The organism is Streptomyces sp. NPDC005866, from assembly GCF_040629895.1.
GTDB lineage: Bacteria > Actinomycetota > Actinomycetes > Streptomycetales > Streptomycetaceae > Streptomyces.
On the sequence record NZ_JBEXWP010000004.1, the window covers coordinates 318,426 to 339,926 of the forward strand.

At 70.9% G+C, this 21,501-nt stretch carries 19 protein-coding genes, 1 tRNA gene and 3 pseudogenes; 18 read left to right on the forward strand and 5 right to left on the reverse strand.

Annotation, left to right across the window (positions count from 1 at the left end):
* Positions 1-90 precede the first annotated feature (90 nt).
* The 7 genes from galU (at position 91) to ABZ396_RS08460 (ending at position 5,799) form a co-directional block, all read left to right on the forward strand.
* Positions 91-1,026 (forward strand): UTP--glucose-1-phosphate uridylyltransferase GalU, encoded by a 936-nt coding sequence (galU, locus tag ABZ396_RS08430; protein ID WP_358926717.1) that lies wholly within the window; start codon positions 91-93, stop codon positions 1,024-1,026.
* Positions 1,023-2,345: a gephyrin-like molybdotransferase Glp gene (gene glp, locus ABZ396_RS08435; RefSeq protein ID WP_359184141.1), complete on the forward strand. Its 1,323-nt coding sequence runs from the start codon at positions 1,023-1,025 to the stop codon at positions 2,343-2,345. Before galU ends, glp begins: the two co-directional genes overlap by 4 nt.
* A gap of 127 nt (positions 2,346-2,472) precedes the next feature.
* Complete coding sequence (moaC, locus tag ABZ396_RS08440) at positions 2,473-2,985, forward strand: cyclic pyranopterin monophosphate synthase MoaC (RefSeq protein ID WP_358926501.1); 513 nt, start codon at positions 2,473-2,475, stop codon at positions 2,983-2,985.
* Entirely contained in the window at positions 2,982-3,518 is a 537-nt protein-coding gene (locus ABZ396_RS08445; protein ID WP_358926500.1) for a MogA/MoaB family molybdenum cofactor biosynthesis protein, read from the forward strand. Before moaC ends, ABZ396_RS08445 begins: the two co-directional genes overlap by 4 nt.
* A gap of 20 nt (positions 3,519-3,538) precedes the next feature.
* A complete protein-coding gene (locus tag ABZ396_RS08450; protein WP_358926504.1) occupies positions 3,539-4,210 on the forward strand; it encodes a GNAT family protein in 672 nt (223 codons plus the stop codon).
* A gap of 183 nt (positions 4,211-4,393) precedes the next feature.
* Complete coding sequence (gene glpR / locus ABZ396_RS08455) at positions 4,394-5,623, forward strand: gephyrin-like molybdotransferase receptor GlpR (RefSeq protein ID WP_358926499.1); 1,230 nt, start codon at positions 4,394-4,396, stop codon at positions 5,621-5,623.
* Positions 5,624-5,725: 102 nt separating this feature from the next.
* Positions 5,726-5,799 (forward strand) — tRNA-Ala (locus ABZ396_RS08460).
* Between the two features lie 304 nt (positions 5,800-6,103).
* Here the strand turns inward: ABZ396_RS08460 and ABZ396_RS08465 are convergent.
* The gene (locus ABZ396_RS08465) at positions 6,104-6,592 is read right to left on the reverse strand and encodes a GNAT family N-acetyltransferase (RefSeq protein ID WP_358926498.1); all 489 of its coding nucleotides are present in this window, start codon (positions 6,590-6,592) and stop codon (positions 6,104-6,106) included.
* Positions 6,593-6,669: 77 nt separating this feature from the next.
* Between ABZ396_RS08465 and ABZ396_RS08470 the strand changes: the two genes are divergently transcribed.
* Positions 6,670-7,473: an exodeoxyribonuclease III gene (locus ABZ396_RS08470; RefSeq protein WP_358926497.1), complete on the forward strand. Its 804-nt coding sequence runs from the start codon at positions 6,670-6,672 to the stop codon at positions 7,471-7,473.
* On the opposite strand, the gene ABZ396_RS08475 is transcribed toward ABZ396_RS08470, so the two are convergent.
* Positions 7,451-8,098: a MerR family transcriptional regulator gene (locus tag ABZ396_RS08475; RefSeq protein WP_358926503.1), complete on the reverse strand. Its 648-nt coding sequence runs from the start codon at positions 8,096-8,098 to the stop codon at positions 7,451-7,453. The two genes, ABZ396_RS08470 and ABZ396_RS08475, sit on opposite strands and share 23 nt — an antisense overlap.
* A gap of 209 nt (positions 8,099-8,307) precedes the next feature.
* Between ABZ396_RS08475 and ABZ396_RS08480 the strand changes: the two genes are divergently transcribed.
* The 4 genes from ABZ396_RS08480 to ABZ396_RS08495 all read left to right on the forward strand — a co-directional run bounded on the left by ABZ396_RS08480 (position 8,308) and on the right by ABZ396_RS08495 (position 12,073).
* Positions 8,308-9,837, forward strand: a complete 1,530-nt coding sequence (locus ABZ396_RS08480; protein ID WP_358926496.1) for an NAD(P)/FAD-dependent oxidoreductase — start codon at positions 8,308-8,310, stop codon at positions 9,835-9,837.
* Positions 9,834-10,790 (forward strand): alpha/beta hydrolase, encoded by a 957-nt coding sequence (locus ABZ396_RS08485; protein ID WP_358926495.1) that lies wholly within the window; start codon positions 9,834-9,836, stop codon positions 10,788-10,790. Before ABZ396_RS08480 ends, ABZ396_RS08485 begins: the two co-directional genes overlap by 4 nt.
* Positions 10,787-11,671 (forward strand): SDR family oxidoreductase, encoded by an 885-nt coding sequence (locus ABZ396_RS08490; protein WP_358926494.1) that lies wholly within the window; start codon positions 10,787-10,789, stop codon positions 11,669-11,671. The genes ABZ396_RS08485 and ABZ396_RS08490 overlap by 4 nt, the downstream gene beginning before the upstream one ends.
* 90 nt (positions 11,672-11,761) lie before the next feature.
* Positions 11,762-12,073 carry a hypothetical protein gene (locus ABZ396_RS08495; RefSeq protein WP_358926493.1) on the forward strand — a complete coding sequence of 104 codons (312 nt, stop codon included), beginning with the start codon at positions 11,762-11,764 and terminating at the stop codon, positions 12,071-12,073.
* Between the two features lie 159 nt (positions 12,074-12,232).
* On the opposite strand, the gene ABZ396_RS08500 is transcribed toward ABZ396_RS08495, so the two are convergent.
* On the reverse strand, positions 12,233-15,640 hold the full coding sequence (locus ABZ396_RS08500) for a S41 family peptidase (protein WP_358926492.1): 3,408 nt from the start codon (positions 15,638-15,640) through the stop codon (positions 12,233-12,235).
* Positions 15,641-15,807: 167 nt separating this feature from the next.
* Between ABZ396_RS08500 and ABZ396_RS08505 the strand changes: the two genes are divergently transcribed.
* The 5 genes and pseudogenes from ABZ396_RS08505 (at position 15,808) to ABZ396_RS08525 (ending at position 20,121) form a co-directional block, all read left to right on the forward strand.
* The gene (locus tag ABZ396_RS08505; RefSeq protein ID WP_358926491.1) at positions 15,808-16,410 is read left to right on the forward strand and encodes a TetR/AcrR family transcriptional regulator; all 603 of its coding nucleotides are present in this window, start codon (positions 15,808-15,810) and stop codon (positions 16,408-16,410) included.
* A 124-nt stretch (positions 16,411-16,534) separates the two neighbouring features.
* Positions 16,535-18,754, forward strand: coding sequence for an MMPL family transporter (locus ABZ396_RS08510; RefSeq protein ID WP_358926490.1), 2,220 nt, complete (start codon positions 16,535-16,537; stop codon positions 18,752-18,754).
* A 131-nt stretch (positions 18,755-18,885) separates the two neighbouring features.
* On the forward strand, positions 18,886-19,407 hold the full coding sequence (locus ABZ396_RS08515) for a YbaK/EbsC family protein (RefSeq protein WP_358926489.1): 522 nt from the start codon (positions 18,886-18,888) through the stop codon (positions 19,405-19,407).
* Positions 19,404-19,585: pseudogene (locus tag ABZ396_RS08520) on the forward strand (EamA family transporter); the annotation flags it as partial. The gene ABZ396_RS08515 and the pseudogene ABZ396_RS08520, both read left to right, overlap by 4 nt.
* Before the next feature lie 365 nt (positions 19,586-19,950).
* Positions 19,951-20,121 (forward strand): hypothetical protein, encoded by a 171-nt coding sequence (locus ABZ396_RS08525; protein ID WP_358926488.1) that lies wholly within the window; start codon positions 19,951-19,953, stop codon positions 20,119-20,121.
* 94 nt (positions 20,122-20,215) lie between these two features.
* Here ABZ396_RS08525 and ABZ396_RS08530 read toward each other — a convergent pair.
* Positions 20,216-20,359 (reverse strand): annotated as a pseudogene (locus ABZ396_RS08530) (integrase core domain-containing protein); the annotation flags it as partial.
* A 357-nt stretch (positions 20,360-20,716) separates the two neighbouring features.
* The gene (locus ABZ396_RS08535; protein WP_358926487.1) at positions 20,717-21,229 is read right to left on the reverse strand and encodes a hypothetical protein; all 513 of its coding nucleotides are present in this window, start codon (positions 21,227-21,229) and stop codon (positions 20,717-20,719) included.
* Here ABZ396_RS08535 and ABZ396_RS08540 point away from each other — a divergent pair.
* A pseudogene (locus ABZ396_RS08540) lies at positions 21,174-21,357 on the forward strand (hypothetical protein); the annotation flags it as partial. The gene ABZ396_RS08535 and the pseudogene ABZ396_RS08540 sit on opposite strands and share 56 nt — an antisense overlap.
* Positions 21,358-21,501 lie beyond the last annotated feature (144 nt).

The window sequence follows — 21,501 nt, forward strand, 5'->3', positions numbered from 1 at the left end:
CGTCCCCGCATCCGTTCTTATCTGCTCATATGAGTTCCAATTAACCGGAGCCTCAGATTCTTCGCAAAGGCACCGGATAAGGTTGCGGACATGACTCAGTCGCACCCCAGGATCAGCAAGGCTGTCATTCCCGCGGCAGGCCTCGGCACCCGGTTCCTGCCGGCCACCAAGGCCACTCCGAAGGAGATGCTGCCGGTTGTCGACAAGCCGGCGATCCAGTACGTGGTCGAGGAGGCCGTGTCGGCGGGGCTCGACGACGTCCTCATGATCACCGGACGCAACAAGCGTCCCCTCGAAGACCACTTCGACCGCAACTACGAGCTGGAGTCGGCGCTCCAGAAGAAGGGCGACGCCGGTCGGCTCGCCAGGGTTCAGGAGTCCAGCGACCTGGCCACGATGCACTACGTCCGCCAGGGCGACCCCAAGGGTCTCGGCCACGCCGTGCTCTGCGCGGCCCCGCACGTGGGCCACGAGCCCTTCGCCGTCCTGCTCGGCGACGACCTGATCGACCCGCGCGACCCGCTGCTCCAGCGCATGGTCGAGGTCCAGGAGCAGTACGGGGGCAGTGTGATCGCGCTCATGGAGGTCGACCCCGAGCAGATCCATCTTTATGGCTGCGCCGCGGTGGAGACCACCGTCGACGGCGACGTCGTCAGGGTGACCGGCCTGGTGGAGAAGCCGGACGCGGCAGACGCACCGTCGAACTACGCAATCATCGGCCGTTACGTCCTCGACCCGCACGTCTTCGACATACTGCGGCGCACCGAGCCGGGCCGCGGCGGCGAGATCCAGCTCACCGACGCTCTCCAGCAGCTCGCCCAGACGTATTCATCAGCGGCTACCGCCGCGGGGAAGGTCGGCGGCCCCGTGCACGGCGTCGTCTTCAAGGGCCGCCGCTACGACACCGGCGACCGCAGCGACTATCTGCGTGCCATTGTCAGGCTCGCGTGCGAACGTGAAGACCTGGGCCCGGACTTCCGGACCTGGCTTCGCAGTTACGTAGCCGAGGAGATGCAGCAGAGTTGAGCAGCGCCGCGACCCGCCCCGCCGGCCCGGACCATCTGTGGTCGGTGGACGAGCACCTGGCGGACATCCTCACCACCGTCCGCCCCCTGGAACCCATCGAGCTGCAACTCCTCGACGCCCAGGGTTGCGTCCTGGTCGACGACGTCATGGTGCCGGTCTCGCTGCCGCCCTTCGACAACAGCTCCATGGACGGGTACGCGGTACGGGTCGCGGACGTCGCGGGCGCGAGCGAGGAGTTCCCGGCCGTCCTGGAGGTCGTCGGGGACGTCGCGGCGGGCGCGGCGGAGCTCACCCCGGTCGGCCCCGGCCAGGCCGCCCGGATCATGACCGGTGCCCCGCTGCCGCCCGGCGCCGAGACCGTCGTCCCCGTCGAGTGGACCGACGGCGGGCTCGGCGAGGGACCGGTCGGGGGGATGCGGGCGCGCAGCTCGGCACCCGAGGGCGCCGAGGGGCACGTACGCGTGCACCGGCCGGCCGAGGCGCGTGCGCACGTGCGCGCGAAGGGCAGCGACGTGCGGGCCGGCGACCGTGCGCTGGAGGCGGGCACCGTCCTCGGCCCGCCGCAGATCGCGCTGCTCGCCGCCATCGGCCACGGCTCGGTACGCGTGCGCCCGCGCCCGCGCGTGGTCGTCCTGTCCACCGGCAGCGAGCTCGTCCAGCCCGGTGAGCAGCTGGGCAGCGGCCAGATCTACGACTCCAACAGCTTCGCCCTCACCGCCGCCGCCCGGGACGCGGGCGCCATCGCCTACCGGGTGGGCGCGGTCGTCGACGACGCCGACACCCTGCGAGCCACCATCGAGGACCAACTCGTCCGCGCCGACCTGCTGGTCACCACGGGCGGCGTGAGCGTGGGGGCGTACGACGTCGTCAAGGAGGCGCTGGCGCACGTCGGCGACGAGGACGAGGCGGGCGGCGGCATCGACTTCCGCAAGCTCGCCATGCAGCCCGGCAAGCCCCAGGGCTTCGGCTCCATCGGCCCCGAGCACACGCCCCTGCTGGCCCTGCCCGGCAACCCCGTGTCGTCGTATGTCTCCTTCGAGTTGTTCGTCCGCCCCGCCATCCGCACCCTGATGGGCCTCCCGGACGTACACCGGCCGCGTACCACGGCGACCCTCAAGGCGGACCAGGCGCTCGGCTCGCCCAAGGGGCGCAGGCAGTTCCTTCGCGGGGCGTACGCCGGCGGCGAGGTGACCGCCGTGGGCGGCGCCGGTTCGCATCTGATCGCCGCCCTGGCGCACGCCGACGCGCTGATCGTCGTACCCGAGGACGTGGAGTCCGTCGAGCCCGGCAGCGAGGTCGAGGTCGTCCTGCTCGGCTGACCCGCGCGCGTACCCGTCCGCCGGGCGGTCCTGCCCGGTGGCGCGCGCCGGCTTGGCGGTACCGTGTCGCGCACAGCAGGCCCGAGCGCCGCACCGCGACGGGCCCGGACCGGGAGCGCCACACAGCATGACTGATCCTTCCCGGGGGGAGACCCCCGGACGCCCTGCGCCAGACCGCCTGACACACATCGACGACGCAGGCGCCGCCCGCATGGTCGACGTCTCCGGCAAGGACGTGACCGCACGAACCGCACGCGCCAGCGGACGCGTCCTCGTCTCGCCCCGCGTGATCGAGTTGCTGCGTGGCGAGGGCGTCCCCAAGGGCGACGCCCTCGCCACCGCGCGCATCGCCGGCATCATGGGCGCCAAACGCACCCCGGACCTGATCCCGCTGTGCCACCCCTTGTCTCTCTCCGGTGTGAAACTGGACCTGTCGGTCGCGGACGACGCCGTGGAGATCCACGCCACCGTGAAGACGACGGACCGCACGGGCGTCGAGATGGAGGCCCTCACGGCGGTCACCGTCGCCGCGCTCACCGTGATCGACATGGTCAAGGCGGTCGACAAGGGAGCGGTCATCACGGACGTACGCGTGGAGGAGAAGACAGGCGGCAAGTCGGGCGACTGGAGCAGGGCGTGAGCGCCGGGCCGTCCGCCGGTGGTGCGCCGCGCGCGCCGTATCGCGCGCTGGTGGTGACCGCCTCCAACCGCGCCGCCGCCGGTGTCTACGAGGACAAGGGCGGACCGCTGATCGCGGCGGGCCTGGAGGGGTTCGGATTCGCCGTGGACGGGCCGCGGGTCGTGCCCGACGGGGATCCCGTGGCGGCCGCCCTGCGTGCGGCCGTCGAGGCCGGGTACGACGTCGTGGTCACCACCGGAGGCACCGGCATCTCACCCACCGACCGCACGCCCGAGGCGACCCGCGCGGTGCTCGACTACGAGGTACCGGGCATCGCGGAGGCAGTCCGCGCGTTCGGACGGGAGAAGGTGCCCACCGCCGCGCTCTCCCGGGGCCTGGCCGGGGTGGCCGGCCGGACACTGATCGTCAACCTTCCGGGGTCCACCGGCGGGGTGCGGGACGGCCTGGCCGTCCTGGAACCGCTGCTGGCGCACGCCGTCGACCAGATCCGAGGCGGCGACCACCCCAGACCCAGCACCGGGGGTGCGAGCTGAACAGCCCATCCTGGCCCGTGGTGCTGGTGGACGGCGATGTCGTCCTCCGGCCCATAAGACTGCGCGACCAACGTGCCTGGCGTGAGGTCAACCGGCGCAACCGCGACTGGCTGCGCCCCTGGGAGGCGACCATCCCGCCGCCCACGCCCAGCGGCCCGATCGCGCACCGGCCGACCTACCGGCAGATGGTCCGGCATCTGCGCTCCGAGGCGAACGCGGGCCGCATGCTGCCGTTCGTCATCGAGTACCAGGGGCGCATGGTCGGGCAGTTGACGGTCGCCGGGATCACCTGGGGGTCGATGTGCTCGGGACACGTCGGCTACTGGGTGGACCAGGGGGTGGCCGGCCGCGGGGTTATGCCGACGGCCGTCGCGCTCGTGGTTGACCACTGTTTCCGCACGGTCGGTCTGCACCGCATCGAGGTCTGCATTCGCCCCGAGAACCGGCCCAGCCGCCGGGTCGTGGAAAAACTCGGATTCCGTGAGGAGGGGCTGCGGCCGCGTTATCTCCACATCGACGGAGCATGGCGCGACCACCTCGTCTTCGCCCTCACCGCGGAAGAGGTGCCCGAGGGGTTGCTCGGCCGCTGGCGGCGGGAACGCTCCCGGAGCGGGTCCCCGAAGGCACCGGGCACGACGGGCACTCCGAACGTGCCCCGGAATCCGCAGAACACTCCAGGGAATCCCGCCTAGCCGAAAAATGGAATGCATGTTCGAAAATGATCGTCTGGTGACCATCTCAGGGCATTGAATTCGCGGCTCCGACGGCCTGCTGATGCATCGGTCACAAAAAAAGCTCGAAATATCAGCCAGATCGTGCGACACACCGGCGCAATTGGCAGATGGCCCCACGCAAACCCCTCTACCGTGTGAGGCGTGAGCAGCAGCGGCCTCATCTACGCAGTCATTGTCGGGGCCTGGGCCGCCTACTTGGTGCCGATGTGGCTCCGTAGGCAGGACGAGCTGAACGAGGCCCGTCCGACGGAACGCTTCAGCACCGCCATCCGGCTGCTGTCCGGACGGGCGGGAATGGAGCGCCGGTACGCCAGGGACCTGCGGGCACGCTCCGCCTCGGAGGAGGAGCGGGACGCCGGTGACCCGGACGCCGTCACCGACTCGGTGGACGTCCGGGCCTTCGCCATGCCTCCGACCCGCCGTCAGGTCCGGGCCGGGGCGGAGCCCGAGGCATTGGGGCGCCAGGAACCGGCCCGCGACCAGGCGGTCACGCCGGCGCCCAAGTCCCCGTCCGCACCGACCCGTCAGGCAGGCGCCACGCCCGCCCCGGCATCCGCCTCCGCGCGCAAGCGAGTTCCGGATGCCCGGCGCGCGCCCTTGACGCCGTCGGCCGCAGCACGCGCCCGGCGCACGAAGGTGCTCGCGCGCCGTCGGCGCACCACCGTGTTGCTCTTCGTCGCATTCACCCTGGGCGCGATCTTCGCAGCCGTCGGGGGACTGGCGTTCCTGTGGGCTCCGGGCGTACCCGCCGTCATGCTCAGCGCCTACATCGCCTACCTGCGCGCACAGGAACGCCGACGCTTCGCCTACCAGATGGACCGGCGTCAGGCCGAGGCCGCCGCACAGCGGTTGCGGGAACGCCAGCCGCGGCGGCGCCCGCCCGTCGACCCGGGCGCGGTGGCGGACGAACCGGGCGAGGGACCAGGGGCCGAGACCGACTCCGGCCTGTCCGCGCTCGCCGCGGACCGGCGCGCCCTCGTCGAACAGACCGACCACGCCGAGTGGGTCGACCAGCAGCGCGAGCGGCAGCGGCGGCCCGGGCACGGGGACAGCTGGGACCCGGTGCCCGTGCCACTGCCGACGTACGTGACCGCGCCGGTCGCGCCCCGCGCCACCTCCGACGTGGACCTGGGGGCGCCCGACGCCTGGAGTTCGGCGCGGTCCAGCTCCGTCGCGCCGGAGCAGGAGACCAAGCCGGTCGCGCCGGAGACCGAGGCGGAGGCGCCGGAGCCCACCGCCGACGACAAGCCGGCGGGCGGCCGGACCGACGCGCGCCGCGCGGCCTCCGCGCGCCGGGCGCGCGAGCGTGGCCGCACGCCCCTGTTCGACCAGTACGAGGACGGCGAGCGCCCGCGCGCGGCCAACGAGTGACACGAGCAGGGCGCGAGACGCCACGCGTGACCCGGCCCTGACCAGTCAGGAAACGGATTTCCAAGCACCCCGACCGGGATGCTAGAGTTTCACTCGTTGCAAGGGCCTGTGGCGCAGTCCGGTAGCGCACCTCGTTCGCATCGAGGGGGCCAGGGGTTCAAATCCCCTCAGGTCCACTGCACGATGAGATCCCGGCGATCATGACGATCGCCGGGATCTCCGTCGTTCCCGGGGTCCCCCGACCCGGTGGGCGCCGAAAGGCGAGTTGGCCCAGGGGCGAGGACCGGGCGGTCACCCGGTCGGCTCGGTGCGGCAGTTGGGGCCGGCGCGGCGGCACCACGATGCACGCCATGCCCAGCGCCGGGACGAGGTCTGGCTCAGCGACTTGAACAGCACCGCCCGGGGCGAATCCACGCCCTCGACAGCCGCGGCGGGGAGCCGGATGGCCGCCCCGCTCCGAGCGGCCGGGTGTGACGCGGATTACACGTCCGCTCGCAAGGGCTTCGCGTAACAGAGGCTCGAGTCGTAGTGGCGGTAATAGCCGAACTTCACGCACGGCTCGTAACCGCTGGAGGTGTACAGGGCGATGGCCTCCGGCTGCTTGGTGCCCGTCTCCAGGACCATGCGGAGGCGGCCGGCCGCGCGGGCGTCGTCCTCCAGGGCCGCGAGCACAAGGCGGGCCAGGCCCCGGCCGCGCATGTCCGCGATGACGAACATGCGCTTGAGTTCGGCGTCACCGTCCTCGTTGCCCTCGCCGTTCTCGTCCCGGCTGCGCCAGCCGCCGGTGGCCACGGGGCGGTCGGACTCGTCGTACGCGATCAGATAGACGCCGTTCGGCGGTGCGAAGTCGGCCGCGTCGAGGACCGTGGCGTCGCCGCCGTCGCCGTAACGCAGGTGGTACTCGGCCTGGACCTCGTCGTTGAGCTTGACTGCGTCGGGGTGGTCGAAGGCAACGGGGCGTATATTCATGTGAGGCATCGTATATTCGTGCAGGCGAAAGCGCGGTGGACATCGGACTCGGTCCAGTGTGCCGGTATCGTGCCCTGGTGCTGACTGTGACCTCGGTGAATGTGAACGGGCTGCGGGCCGCGGCGAAGAAGGGCTTCGTGGAGTGGCTCGCGGAGACCTCCGCGGACGTGCTCTGCCTCCAGGAGGTGCGCGCGGAGCCGCAGCAGCTCTCGGAAGAGGTGCGCGCGCCCGGCGGGTGGCATGCCGTGCACGCCCCCGCGGCCGCCAAGGGGCGCGCGGGTGTCTCCCTGTACACCCGGCGCGAGCCGGACAGCGTGCGCGTCGGCTTCGGCTCCGAGGAGTTCGACGCGAGCGGGCGCTATGTCGAGGCCGACCTGCCCGGCGTCACCGTCGCCTCCCTCTATCTCCCCTCCGGGGAGGTCGGCACCGAGCGGCAGGACGAGAAGTACCGGTTCATGGGCGAGTTCCTCGCCCATCTGAGGGGGCTGCGCGAGCGGGCCGCCGCCGACGGGCGCGAGGTCGTCGTCTGCGGTGACTGGAACATCGCCCACCAGCGGGCCGACCTGAAGAACTGGCGCGGCAACACCAAGAACTCCGGATTCCTGCCGGAGGAACGGGACTGGCTCGGCAGCGTCCTGGACCCGGCCGACGGCGGGTACGTCGACGTCGTACGCGCTCTGCATCCGGACATCGAGGGGCCGTACTCCTGGTGGTCGTACCGGGGGCGGGCTTTCGACGCCGACACCGGCTGGCGCATTGACTACCAGATGGCCACGCCCGGACTCGCCGGCAAGGCGGTCAAGGCGTTCGTGGAGCGCGCGGCCACCCATGCGGAGCGCTGGTCGGACCATGCGCCGGTCACTGTTGTGTACGACCTCTGACGGACTGGTCCCGCTTGTTCATCCGGCGGTCCAGGGCCAGTGACACCTCCGCCTCCACCACGCTCCGGGCCAGTGGGCGCAGACGCTCCATGTCCTCCTCCGGGCCGTGGCGCAGGACGAGTTCGGCGAAGAGTTCGGCGAGGGCGTCGGCGTGCTCGCGGACGCTTCGGCCGGCCGCCAGGACCTCCGCGAGCGGGAAGCCCTCGCGGACCAGGGCCTCCGAGGAGTCCAGCAGGCGGCGGCTTATGTGGACGATGTCGTCGCCGTCGGTGCCGAGGTAGCCGAGGTCCAGTGCGGCGGCGAGGTTCTCCGGGGTGGCCTCGCCCTCGAAGCGGGCGGCCAGTTCCTCGGGGGTCAGGCGGACCGGCTCCTCCTCGGTGGGGGTGCCGACGCCGAGCAGGTCGGCCACATCGCGGCCGTGGTCGAAGGCCTCCGCCAGCTCCGCGATGCCGTTCAGGGTGTGGCCGCGCTCCAGGAGCGCCGAGATCGTGCGCAGCCGGGCCAGGTGATGGTCGTCGTACCAGGCGATACGGCCCTCACGGCGCGGCGGCGGGATCAGCTTGCGCTCGCGGTAGAAGCGCAGGGTGCGCACGGTGATGCGGGCGAGGTGGGCCAGTTCCTCCATGCGGTACTCGCGCGGTCGGCCCTGGCCCGGGAGCCGGCCGAGGTCCGCGGAGGTGCTTCGTCCACCGTCGTCTGCCACGTGCGAAGCCTATGTTGTACCGCCGGTAACTTTCCTGTGCGCGCCCCCTACCCATCAGTACGGAGCTGCCCTACAGTCCCATTGCGCCAGTGTTCACTGGCGTAATCATGGTCGATGCGTGGAGGCTCCGGATGGCCCAGCACGAGCAGGTACGGGTGGCGGTGATCGGGTCCGGGTTCGGCGGACTGGGCGCGGCCGTGCGGTTGCGCCGGGAGGGGATCACCGACTTCGTCGTCCTGGAACGGGCCGGCAGCGTCGGCGGCACCTGGCGGGACAACAGCTACCCGGGGTGCGCCTGCGACGTGCCGTCCCACCTGTACTCCTTCTCCTTCGCGCCCAACCCCGACTGGCCGCGCACCTTCTCCGGGCAGGAGCACATCCGCGCCTACCTCGAGCACGTCGCCGATGTGTTCGGGCTCAGGCCGCACCTGCGTTTCGACGCCGAGGTCAGGCGGATGGCCTGGGACCCGGAGAAGCTGCGCTGGGACATCGAGACGGCCGCCGGTTCGCTCTCCGCCGACGTCGTCGTCTCCGCCACCGGGCCGCTGTCCGACCCCAAGATCCCCGAGATCCCTGGGCTGGACTCCTTCCCCGGCAAGGTCTTCCACTCGGCCCGCTGGGACCACGACTACGACCTGCGCGGCAAGCGGGTCGCCATGGTCGGCACCGGCGCTTCCGCGATCCAGATCGTGCCCGCCATCCAGCCCGAGGTCGCGAAACTCACCCTCTTCCAGCGCACGCCCCCGTGGGTGATGCCCCGCGTGGACCGCGCGATCGGCGCCGCCGAACGCCGACTGCACCGGGCGCTGCCCTTCACCGCCCAGGCCCGGCGCGGGTTCCTGTGGGGCATCCGCGAGCTCCAGGTCCAGGCGTTCACCAAGCGCCCCGATGAACTCGGCCTGGTCGAGAGCCTCGCCAAGCGCAACATGGCCCGCGCCGTCAAGGACCCGGCGCTGCGCGCCAAGCTCACCCCTGACTACCGCATCGGCTGCAAGCGGATCCTGCTGTCCAGCACCTACTATCCGGCGCTGGCGCAGCCCAACGTGGACGTGGTGGCGAGCGGGCTCAGCGAGATCCGCGGATCGACGCTGGTGGCCGCCGGCGGCAGCACCGCCGAGGTCGACGCGATCATCTTCGGCACCGGCTTCCACGTCACCGACATGCCCATCGCCGAGCGGGTCGTCGGCGCCGACGGGCGGACCCTCGCGGAGGCATGGAAGGGCGGCATGGAGGCGCTGCGCGGCGCCGCCGCCGCCGGGTTCCCCAACTGGATGACGATCATCGGGCCCAACACCGGCCTCGGGAACTCCTCCATGATCCTCATGATCGAGTCCCAGCTGAACTACATGGCCGACTATCTGCGCCAGCTCCATGTCCTCGGGGGGCGTGCGGCCCTCGACGCGCGCCCCGCGGCCGTGGCCGCCTGGAACCAAAAGGTCCAGGACCGCATGAAGCGCACCGTGTGGAACACCGGCGGCTGCACCAGCTGGTACCTGGACGCGAGCGGCCGCAACACCACCATCTGGCCCGGCACGACGTCGGAGTTCCGGCGCGCGACCCAGCGGGTGGACCTCGCGGAGTACGAGGTGATCCGCGCGCCGCTGACCGGCGGGGCGGCCGGCGCGCACGGCGCCAGGTCCGGCGCGGAGGTGGGCGCGTGAGCCGGCTCACCCACGTGACCACCGGACCGTACGCTCCGCCCGCGCCCGCGCGTGAACTCACCGCCGTCTCCGCTGACGGTGCGCGCCTGCACGTCGAGGTGCACGGCCCCGAGAAGGCGCCCACCGTCGTCCTCTCCCACGGCTGGACCTGCTCGACCGCCTTCTGGGCGGCGCAGATACGGGAACTGGCCACCGACCACAGGGTCATCGCGTACGACCAGAGAGGGCACGGGCGCAGTCCCGCGAGCCCCGCGTGCACCACCCAGGCGCTGGCGGACGACCTCGAAGCGGTGCTCGGGCACACGCTCGCGCGCGGGGAGCGGGCCGTGATCGTCGGGCACTCCATGGGCGGCATGAGCGTCATGGCGGCCTCCGCCCGCCCGCGCTTCCGTGAGCATGCCGCCGCGGTCCTGCTGTGCAGCACCGGCAGTTCGCGGCTGGTCGCGGAGGCGCGCGTCATACCGTTGCGCGCCGGAGCTGTGCGCACCTGGCTCACGACGCGTGTCCTGGCCTCGCGCGCCCCGCTCGGGCCGGTCACGCCCGTCGCCCTGAGCATCCTCAAGTACGCCACCATGGGCGCCGGTTCCGCCCCGCACATGGTGGAGGCGTGCGCGCGGATCGTGCACGCCTGCCCGCGCACCGTCCGCCACGCCTGGGCGCTCGTCCTCGCACACCTCGACCTTGAAGGCGGCGTGCGGGAGTTGCGCGCGCCCACGGCGGTCATCAGTGGCGCGTCCGACCGGCTCACGCCCCCTGCGCACGCCCGCGCGCTGGCCGCGGCGCTGCCGCATTCCCTCGGTCTCACCGAGCTGCCCGGCATGGGCCACATGACCCCGGTCGAGGCGCCGGAACTGGTCAACGGAAAGATCCGGGAACTGGTCACCGCGTATGTGACGGACACCCCCGGCCGAGCCGGCGCCGAGGCGCCCGAGCAGATCAAGGAGGGCTCATGAGCAGGGTCGGTCTCGAAGGACAGGTCGCCGTCGTCACCGGAGCGGCGCGCGGGGTCGGCGAGTTGCTCGCCCGCAAGCTCTCCGCGCGCGGGGCGAAGGTCGCGCTGGTCGGGCTGGAGGAGGAGGCGCTCAAGGAGGTCTGCGGACGTCTGCACACCGACAGCGCCTACTGGTACGCCGACGTCACCGATCACGAGGCGATGAGCCGGGTGGCGCGGGAGGTCAAGGAGCGGTTCGGGAAGGCCGACATCGTGGTGGCCAACGCCGGTGTGGCGAATGGCGGTCCGTTCGCCGAGTCGGATCCCGAGGCCTGGCGGCGGGTGATCGAGGTCAACCTGATCGGCTCGGCGGTGACGGCCCGCGCGTTCCTGCCGGTGCTCACGGAGAGCCGGGGCTATCTGCTGCAGATAGCGTCGCTGGCCGCGATCACGCCGGCGCCCATGATGACGGCGTACTGCGCGTCCAAGGCGGGCGTGGAGGCGTACGCGCACAGTCTGCGCGCCGAGGTCGGCCACCAGGGGGTGCGCGTCGGGGTCGGGTACCTGTCCTGGACGGACACCGACATGGTGCGCGGCGCCGACCAGGACGAGGTGATGCGGGAGCTGCGGCAGCGGCTGCCGTGGCCGTCGAACAAGACGTATGCGCTCGGCCCGGCGGTGGACCGGATCGTGGCCGGGATCGAACGGCGCTCGGCGCACGTGTACGGGCAGTGGTGGCTGAGGGGGATGCAGGGCGTGCGCGGGTACCTGCCGGCGTTGATCGGGACGGTCGGGCAGCGCGAGATGAAGCGGTTCGCGCCCCGCTTGCAGGGCATGCGCACCGGGCTCGTCGGCGCAGGTGGGGCGGCTGACGAGGAGGCGCGCGCTACGCAGCGTCATTGATCGAAATGCGGGCTGTAGCGCTCCGTGTGAGTCTGGTCGAGGCCCCACCGATGGGCCAATCCCCTCACCCACCCACGGGAGTGAACCCACATGGGTATGAAGGACAAGGCCGACAAGATTCAGGGTCAGGCCAAGCAGAAGATGCGCGAGGGCCAGGAGCAGGCCAAGCAGAAGATGCGCGAGGGCCAGGAGCAGGCCAAGCAGCGTGGCCAGCAGACGCAGGAGCATGGCCCGCAGGTGAAGGAGCGTGGCCCGCAGGTGAAGGAGCGTGGCCGGCAGACGCAGGAGCGCGGCCAGCAGGCGCAGGAGCGCGGCCAGCAGATGCGTGAGCGCGGCCGCCAGAACCTGGAAGAAACCGAGCAGGAGATGCAGGACCGGTTCGACCAGGACTACGACGCGTAGTCGTTGCACTGGCTTGACCGAAGTACGCAGGGCGCCCTTCTCTTTGGAGGGCGCCCTGCGCTTTTGGGCGGCTGGATGGAGGAGCGGGGGTGCCGTAAGGGGGCGTGTGCGGGTCCGTTGTGGTTGCTCGCGCAGTTCCCCGCGCCCTTTTGGGGGCGCTCAAGTAGACGTCGGCCGTGGGGGGAGTTTCGGGCGGGATCTGTCCGGGACGTCGCTGTAGTCCGGTGGAGTTGCTGCCGGGTGGTCGGTCAGGAGGTCGAGGGCCAGTTGGATCGCGTCGTCCATCTCGACGTGGCGGCCCTCCGCCCAGTCCAGCGGGGTGCGCAGGGACTCAACGTCGGGGGCGACGCCGTAATTCTCGACGGACCAGCCGTAGTCCTCGAACCAGGCCGCGTTCATCGGCACCGTGATCACCGTGCCGTCGCCCAGCCGGTGCCGCCCGGTCATGCCGACGACCCCGCCCCAGGTGCGCTGCCCGACCACCGGCCCGAGCCTGAGCAGCTTGATGGCAGCCGTGATCATGTCGCCGTCGGAGGAGGTGGCCTCGTCGGCGAGCGCGACGATCGGGCCGCGCGGGGCGTTGGAGGCGTACGACACCGGCTGGGCGTTCCTCGTCAGGTCCCAGCCGAGGATGGTCCGGGTGAGCTTCTCGACGACCAGTTCGCTGATGTGGCCACCCGCGTTGCCGCGCACGTCGACGATGAGCGCCGGCCGCGAGACCTCCATGCGCAGGTCGCGGTTGAACTGGGCCCAGCCCGAACCGCCCATGTCCGGGATGTGTAGATAGCCGCACTTGCCGCCGCTCACCTCCCGTACCACCGCGCGGCGTTTGGCCACCCAGTCCTGGTAGCGCAGCGGCCGCTCATCGATCAGGGGGAGGACGGCGACCCGGCGCGGCGGGCCCGGCTCGCCGTCGCCCGGCACGAACGTCAGCTCCACCGTCGTACCGCCCGCGCCCGCGAGCAGCGGATACGGGCCGGTCACCGGATCCACCGGCCTGCCGTCCACGTGCGTGAGCACCGCGCCCTCCCGGATCCCCGTGCCCGCGAGCGGTGACCGCGCCTTGGAGTCGGAGGAGTCGCCCGGCAGGATCCGCTTGACGATCCAGCGGCCCTCCCGGCGTACGAAGTCGGTGCCGAGCAGGCCCTGGAAGCGCTGGTAGTGCGGGGGGCCCTCGTTGCGGCGGGCGGGGGCGACATAGGCGTGCGAGGTGCCCAGTTCGCCGAGGACCTCGCGCAGGAGGTCGGCGAACTCGTCGGGGGAGGCGACCCGTTCGACCAGCGGGCGGTACTGGTCGAGCACCCCGTCCCAGTCGATGCCGCACATCCCGGGGTCCCAGAAGTAGTCGCGGGTGAGGCGGCCGGCCTCGGCGTACGCCTGGCGCCACTCGGCGGGCGGGTCGACCTGGTGCAGGATGCGGCGCAGATCGATCCAGACGGTCGTGTCCGCGTCGCCGGACTCGGTCGACGGCACGGCCCGCAGCTCGCCCTCGTCCACGACGACCAGGCGGCTGCCGTCGCCGCTGACCGCGAACCAGTCCAGGTGGTCGACGAGTTCGGACTTCTTCGCCTTGCTGATGTTGAAGTACTCCAGGGTCGGCCGGCCGCTGGTGTCGGCCGGGTTGACGAAGGTCTCGCCCAGCGCGCCGGAGATCGGCCAGCGCAGCCAGACCAGGCCACCGCCCGCGACCGGGTACAGCGCCGAGTACTTGGAGGCGGTGACCGGGAACGGGGTCACCCGGCTCTCCAGGCCCTCCACCTCGACCGTGACAGCGCCGCCCTCGCCGGGCCCCTCGTCCTCCACGGGGTCCAGACCGCCCGCCGCCGGGCGCCCGTCGGGGCTGAGGGCGAAGGGGGAGGGGGTCGCCGAGGAGAGCGGGACCAGGTACGGGCGGCAGCCGAGCGGGAAGGACAGGTCGCCGGTGTGCACGTCGTACACCGGGTCGAAGCCGCGCCAGGACAGGAACGCGAGATAGCGGCCGTCGCGTGTGAAGACCGGGTTCTCGTCCTCGAATCGGCCGTTGGTGACGTCGATGACGAGCCGGTCGCTGATGCGGGCCATCTTGATCTGCCGCAGCGTACGGCCGATCCCTGGATGCGACCAGGTCAACCATGACCCGTCCGGTGAAAAGGCCAGGTCACGGACCGGACCGTTGATCGACCGGATCAACTCGGTCACCCCGTCGTCGGCGTCCTCGCCGTCAACAGACTCAATGCCGGCAGGGGCGGCGGCATCAACATGGTCAATATCGTCAACAGAATCAACGGCGTCGGCGGAATCAACATCCGCGGTATCCGCAGCATCAACAGCATTGACGGCATCAACGGAATCAACAGATCCCTCGACGCCCTCAACCCCCTCGGTCACGTCGATGAGCAGCAGCCGCCCGTCGTGCGCCGCCACCGCCAGCCGCTCGCCCAGTGGGTCGGACACCAGTTCAAGAACCCGGCCCAGCTTCCCGGAGGCCAGCCGGCGCGGTGGCCGGTCGCCGCTCGCCCGGGGCAGGTGGGCGATCTCGATCGCGTCCTCGCCGTCGGCGTCGGTGACGTAGGCGATCTGCCCGGTCGAGCCCAGCATCTCCGGAAGCCGCACCCGTACCCCTGGCGTGTCGGCGATGGTGCGGGCGGGGCCGTCGCGGTGGGTGAGCCAGTACAGGCTGCCGCGTACGACGACGGCGCTGGCCCGTCCCGTCTCGTCGACGGAGACGCCGTCGACGTGCTGGGCGGCCGGCACCTGGTAGGGGCGGCGCCCGGCGCGCGGCCCGGAGAGCCGTACGTCCAGCCTGCGCGGCGCCGAGTCCGGGCCGAGGTCGTCGACGAGCCACAGGTCGCCCGCGCACTGGTACACCACCCGGGTGCCGTCGCTGGCGGCGTGGCGGGCGTAGAAGGCGTCGTGGTCGGTGTGCCGGCGCAGGTCGGAGCCGTCGTAGGCGCAGGAGTAGAGATTGCCGATGCCCTCGTGGTCGGAGAGGAAGGCGATCCGGCCGGCGACGAACATCGGGGAGTGCAGATGGCCGCCGATGCCGGCGAGCAGCCGCTGCCCGTGCAGCCACAACCTGCCCATGGCGCCGCCCCGGTAGCGCTTCCAGGTGGCCGGTTCGTGCGGCGGGGTGCCGGTGAGCAGCAGGGTCTTCCGCTCGCCCTCGATGTCGGCGACCTGGATGTCGGAGACCGGCCCCCAGGGCAGCTTGCGTCCAGGGTCGCCGTCGGGGGACACCTTGTAGGCCCACGTGAAGTAGGAGAACGGCTGCCCCTGTGAGGCCACCGCGAGAATGTCGCCCTCCGGAGTCCAGCCGCAGACCTGGGTGTCGGCGCTGCCCCAGTACGTCAGCTGCCGCCCGGGGCCGCCGTCCACGTCGGCCAGGTGGATCTCGGGCACCAGGCTGCGCCAACTCGTGTACGCGACCCGACGGCCGTCCGGGGAGAAGCGAGGATGGCCGACCTTGGTGCGGTCGACGGTGAGCCGCCAGGCGCGGCCCGGGGCGTTCAGCGAGGTCAGCCAGAGGTCGTCCTCGGCCACGAAGCACAGGAGGTCACCGTGGAGATGCGGCATGCGCAGATAGCTCACCTCCCCATGCTTTTCCGGGTACAGGGGGCCAGCAACTCGTGGGAGCGCGCGCGTCGTCTGCGCACGTGAGACAGTGCACGTACGAAACGGTTTCGTTTCTCTAGATCTCGGGGTATCTTCGTCGTGTACGCACGAAGGCGCCAGACGGAGCGGAAAGGGTGAGTGGCATGACTGAGGTCGCAACGGCGCGTCGCAGTCGCATCACGCCCGAGCGTGAGGCCGAGCTGTACGAGGCGGTGCTCGATCTGCTTCGTGAGGTCGGCTACGACGCCCTCACCATGGACGCCGTCGCTTCCCGTACCAAGTCCAGCAAGGCCACCCTCTACCGCCAGTGGGGCGGCAAGGCCGAGCTGGTGGCCAAGGCGGTGCGGTACAACAAACCGGGCGCCCGGCTCGGCGAGGTCGACACCGGGTCGCTCCAGGGCGATCTGCGTGCCGTCACCCTGCGCTCGGATGACTGCGAGATGGAGCAGAACTCCGCGCTCATGCGAGGGCTCGCCATGGCGGTCCATGCCAACCCGGACCTCCTCAAAGCGTTCAAGGAGCATCTCGTCGAGCCCGAGATGGCGGATTTGCGCAACATCGTGCAACGGGCGATCGACCGGGGCGAGGTCCGCGCGGACAACCCGGCGATCGACTTCATGATGCACATGATGCTCGGCGCGTTCGTCGCCCGCACGCTCCTGGACGAGCAGCCGCCCACTCAGGCCTTCCTCCTGAAGTACATCGACGCCGTCGTGCTCCCCGCCCTCGGCGCGGCCACCCGCTGACCATTCCCCACAGACAGCCCACCTGACGCCTCCGCTCACGTCGTCGGGCCGATCAGCCCTGCCACCCACCGGGTTGATCACCCCTGCCCTGAATACCCCACGACCTGACCGGGAGTACGCCCTCGTGGCCACGTTCCTCTACAAACTGGGCCGACTCGCCTTCAGGCGACGGCACTTCGTCGCCCTCATATGGGTGGCGTTGCTGACCCTGGCGGGTGTCGGCGCGGCCAGTGCCCCCGCCGCCGGCAACACCTCCTTCTCCATCCCCGGAACCGAGGCCCAGAAGGCCTTCGACCTGCTGGACCAGCGCTTCCCCGGCACCAGCTCCGACGGCGCCACCGCGCGTGTGGTCTTCAAGGCGCCGGCCGGCGAGAAGATGACGGACAAGCTCAACAAGGCGACCGTCAGGAAGACCGTCGACGAACTGGCCGACGGCTCCGAGGTGGACTCGGTCACCGACCCCTACAAGGGCAAGGCCGTCAGCAAGGACGGCACGATCGCGTACGCCTCCGTCAGGTACAAGGTCTCCGGCATGCAGCTGGAGGACTCCTCACGGAACGCCCTGAAGGCCGCCGCGCAGGACGCGCGGGACGCCGGGCTGACCGTGGAGATCGGCGGTGACGCGCTCAGCGCCACGCCCGGGACCGGGTCCAGCGAGGTCATCGGTATCGCGATCGCCGCGGTCGTCCTGGTCATCACCTTCGGGTCGCTGCTCGCGGCCGGGTTCCCGCTGCTCACCGCGATCATCGGCGTCGGTATCGGCGTCTCCACGATCACGGCCCTGGCCAGCGCCCTCGACCTGGGCTCCACCACCTCCACGCTGGCCACGATGATCGGCCTGGCGGTCGGCATCGACTACGCGCTGTTCATCGTCTCCCGCTACCGCGCGGAACTCGCCGAGGGCCGCGAACGCGAGGAGGCCGCCGGCCGCGCGGTCGGCACGGCGGGCTCGGCCGTCGTCTTCGCCGGTCTGACCGTCGTGATCGCCTTGGTCGGCCTTTCCGTCGTAAACATCCCGATGCTCACCAAGATGGGTGTGGCCGCCGCCGGCACGGTCGCCATCGCCGTCCTGATCGCCCTCACCCTCATCCCGGCGCTGCTCGGCTACGCGGGCCGCAAGATCAAGCCCGCCGGTGAGAAGAGCAAGCTGCTCGGTGGCGGCCGCGCCGCGAAGAAGGCCGGCAGGCCCAACATGGGCACCCGCTGGGCCGGCTTCGTCGTACGGCGCCCGGTCGCCGTCCTGCTGCTCGGCGTCGTCGGCCTCGGCGCGGCGGCGGTCCCCGCGTCCTCCCTGCAGCTCGGTCTCGGCGACGACGGCTCCCAGCCGACCTCCACCACCCAGCGCCGCGCCTACGACCTGCTCTCCGACGGCTTCGGCCCCGGCTTCAACGGCCCGCTCATGGTTGTCGTCGACGCCAAGGACAGCGCCAACCCGAAGTCCGCGTTCGACAAGGTCGACAGCGAGATCAAGGGTCTCAAGGACGTCGTCACGGTGACCCCGGCCAAGGCCAACACGGCCGGCGACACCGCGACCATCACCGTCATCCCGAATTCCAAGCCGTCCTCGACCACCACCGAGGACGTGGTCCACGCGATCCGTGACCAGGGCGCCGGGATCACCGCCGCCACGAACGCCAAGGTCCTGGTCACCGGCTCGACGGCGATGAACATCGATGTCTCGCAGAAGCTGAACGACGCGCTGATCCCGTATCTGATCCTGGTCGTCGGCCTCGCCTTCCTCCTCCTGATCGTGGTCTTCCGCTCGATCCTGGTCCCGCTGAAGGCGGCCCTCGGCTTCCTGCTCAGCGTGATGGCGGCGCTCGGCGCCGTGGTCGCGGTCTTCCAGTGGGGCTGGCTGTCCGGCCTGCTCGGCGTCGAGGAGACCGGCCCCGTCATGTCGATGATGCCGATCTTCATGGTGGGCGTCGTCTTCGGCCTCGCCATGGACTACGAGGTGTTCCTCGTGACCCGGATGCGGGAGGCGTACGTCCACGGCGAGAAGCCCAGCCAGGCCGTCGTCACCGGCTTCAGGCACGGGGCGCGGGTCGTCACGGCCGCCGCAGTCATCATGATGGCCGTCTTCTCCGGCTTCATCGGCTCCAGCGAGTCCATGATCAAGATGATCGGCTTCGGCCTCGCGATCGCCGTCTTCTTCGACGCGTTCATCGTCCGCATGGCCATCGTCCCGGCCGTACTCGCCCTGCTCGGCAAGCGCGCCTGGTGGCTGCCGAGGTGGCTGGACCGCGTCCTGCCCAACGTCGACGTCGAGGGCGAGGGCCTGCGCGCCCTGTCCGACAAGAACGCCGGCAAGGACGACGAGGACCGGGAACTGGTACGCGCCTGACGCACGGCGCCTGACAGACCGCCGGTGAGGGTCCGTGGGGACGGGGCGCCCTCACCGGCTTTCTCGTGCCGTCATGGACTGTGGCGTTAACCACTCGCATCGCCTCGGCTGCTTCGTTAGCGTGCCCCTCCATGACGACGACAGCCGCCACTGACGCCGATTCCGGGGGCTCCGGAGCCCACCCTCGTTTCGCCTCCGCCCTGGAGGAGCTGGGGCTCGGGAAGCTGACCGCGCGGGTTCGGCGATTCCCGGACGCGACCCGTACCGCCGCGGAGGCCGCCGCGGCGATCGGGTGCGAGTTGAGCGAGATCTGCAAGTCGCTGATCTTCGCGGCCGACGGGGTCCCGGTGCTGGTGCTGATGGACGGCGCCTCCCGGGTCGACGTGGAACTCGTCCGCAAGGAACTCGGCGCCGAGAAGGTCACCCGGGCCAAGGCGGACGTCGTACGCGAGTCGACCGGGTACGCCATCGGAGGCGTGCCGCCGTTCGGGCACCGTACGCGCACACGGGTGCTCGCCGACCGGGCGTTGCTGCGGCACGACGTGGTGTGGGCCGCCGCCGGCACCCCGCACGCCGTCTTCCCGATCGAGCCCGCCGCTCTGGTCGAGCACGCCGGCGCCACCGTCGTGGACGTGCGCGAGCCCTCCGTGTGACCCCTGCCGTCACCGCGGCCGTGCTGGCGGCCGCCGTCACGCACGCGGGCCGGAACGCTGTCGCCCACCGGATCACCGACGAGCCGTCGGCTCCGCGCTGATCGCCGGCGGAGGCGTGCCGACCGGGCTGTCGCTGATGCCGTTCGCGGCGCCCGCCGCGGCCGGCGCGCGGCCGTACCCGTCTTCGCCTACGGACCTCGTCCTGTGGGCCCGGACCCGCGCCGAACTCGCGCCGATCGCCGCCCTGCGCGAACCGGGCTCACGGGTACAAGATCAGGACCCCGATCGCCTGAAGCCGGCGCAGGCCGACGCGGCGCGGGAACCCGGCGACGTTCGACCAGCGTGAGTCGGGCAGGGAAAAAGGCATTTAGCCCCCGCGTGGCCCGCCGCCCCGGGACCGGCGGGCCGGCGCCCTCGAAGGGCGCCGTCGCGAGGTAAACGGAACATACGCTTCCGCCAGTCGAAACGGAAGGCCCTTTCCCTATTGACCCTCAACGTGCACAGACGCACCCTGAACCCCACGCGCCGCAAGGGAGCCACAGCATGAGCCGAGCCACCGACACGCACAGGGTCGTCGAGTACTGGACGGACAAGGACACCCACGTGATCTTTCCCGTCCAACGAAGCGAAGAAGTTGACCGCCTGAGCGACGAGCAGCTGATCTCGAGGTACGGGGACCCCAAAGACGGGGCGGTCGCGCGCATCGTCCACTAGGTGTCATGGTCGGGAGGTCGTCCAGGGCGCTGAGGGAATGCTTCGGGCGTTCGCGCGGTGCGTCGAAGGTGACTAGGTAGTCGCTGCCGGCGGTCCGGCTGATCGGTGGCTGGCCGCCGAGGGCGGCGTGTGGGCGCTCGTGGTTGTAGTAGTTGAGGAAGTCGGCGACCGCGGCGCGGCGATGTCGTTCGCTGGTGTAGTCGCGGAGGTAGGCCCACTCACGGGCCAGAGTCCCGTTGTCCCACGAACCGGACCCGGGAGGCCGAGGACCCTACCGGCAGTCGTCCTCGCGGACCGCGCGTACTCCTCCCGCGCCACCGCGCGAGCATCTTCGGCGCCGCAGGATCCAGGCGGTCGTCCCGCAGCCCGCCGACCAGATCGGACACCGCCTCCGGCGTGGCCGCGGGGGAGGCCGCCTGCCCAGCTTCGACGTTGAGGCGTAGAACAAGCGCCATGCCGTCGAGCGGTGCATCGACCGCCTAATGCAGTGGCGCCGCCTGGCCATGCGAACCGACAAGCTCGCCCTCACTTACCAGGCCGCACTCCACCGTGCCGCAATTCTGCTCTCGAGCAGGCGGTGACCGGCATGTGGAAGTCAGCTCGTCTCGCTTTGCGCCCTGCGACGTCGGCGGATGTCACGCACGAGCTGCCAGACAGTGGAGGCCAGCAGTAGACACGTACATGTCGCGAACCACGCCGACTCACCGTCGGTCAGATACGCCCGCAGCGCATCAGTTGCAAGCACGGCCGAGACCAGCACACCCCACGCTGACAGGGCCAAGCTGAATCGATCATTCACATGGCGATTGTCATTGACCAATCGTCTGCTTGCCTGGCCCAAACTGCGATCTGACTCGTGAGCCAGCCCTGCCGTGATGTCTGAGAGACAGGCTGTAGGCCACGCCACCGCCGACCACACCTCAAGCACGTCACCATGCCGCTCGATCAGCGGGGACAGAGCTACGTCCAGCTCGTCCAGGTCCTCCAAGCCGGTGCGTTGCAGGTACCCGGTCAGCTCATGGAGCAGCGAGAGCGCGGGGAACCTGCTCCCTTCGGTCGTTGAGGCCTCGGTCATCGCCGGAGCCGCCATCGTCGCGGTGTTCTTCAAGGAGCGTTTCGGCGCGCCCCGGATCGCGGGGGCACTTCGGCCCGCCCGGGATCGCGGGAGGGCTTCGGCGCGCGCCGGCGGCGGCCGGGCTCCTGGGCGTCCTTATCGGGCTGATGCCGCACGCCGGGTGTCCGGCGGGCAACAGTACGGCGAACGGACGCCGAACCTCCTGGTGTTGCGCGGGATCGGCGCCAAGTCGGGTGCTCGTCCATACGACTTGCCGTTGCCTTGACGTACCGTTCCCCGAACGTTCAGCCGAGCGTCTGTGGCTG

What these genes read in the sequence shown, in the direction of transcription:
- galU (WP_358926717.1), top strand. Translation starts at nt 91, where the DNA reads ATGACTCAGTCGCACCCCAGGATCAGCAAGGCTGTCATTCCCGCGGCA.
- moaC (WP_358926501.1), top strand. Translation starts at nt 2,473, where the DNA reads ATGACTGATCCTTCCCGGGGGGAGACCCCCGGACGCCCTGCGCCAGAC.
- ABZ396_RS08465 (WP_358926498.1), bottom strand. Translation starts at nt 6,592, where the DNA reads ATGAATATACGCCCCGTTGCCTTCGACCACCCCGACGCAGTCAAGCTC.
- ABZ396_RS08475 (WP_358926503.1), bottom strand. Translation starts at nt 8,098, where the DNA reads ATGGAGGAACTGGCCCACCTCGCCCGCATCACCGTGCGCACCCTGCGC.
- ABZ396_RS08480 (WP_358926496.1), top strand. Translation starts at nt 8,308, where the DNA reads ATGGCCCAGCACGAGCAGGTACGGGTGGCGGTGATCGGGTCCGGGTTC.
- ABZ396_RS08490 (WP_358926494.1), top strand. Translation starts at nt 10,787, where the DNA reads ATGAGCAGGGTCGGTCTCGAAGGACAGGTCGCCGTCGTCACCGGAGCG.
- ABZ396_RS08495 (WP_358926493.1), top strand. Translation starts at nt 11,762, where the DNA reads ATGGGTATGAAGGACAAGGCCGACAAGATTCAGGGTCAGGCCAAGCAG.
- ABZ396_RS08505 (WP_358926491.1), top strand. Translation starts at nt 15,808, where the DNA reads ATGACTGAGGTCGCAACGGCGCGTCGCAGTCGCATCACGCCCGAGCGT.
- ABZ396_RS08515 (WP_358926489.1), top strand. Translation starts at nt 18,886, where the DNA reads ATGACGACGACAGCCGCCACTGACGCCGATTCCGGGGGCTCCGGAGCC.
- ABZ396_RS08525 (WP_358926488.1), top strand. Translation starts at nt 19,951, where the DNA reads ATGAGCCGAGCCACCGACACGCACAGGGTCGTCGAGTACTGGACGGAC.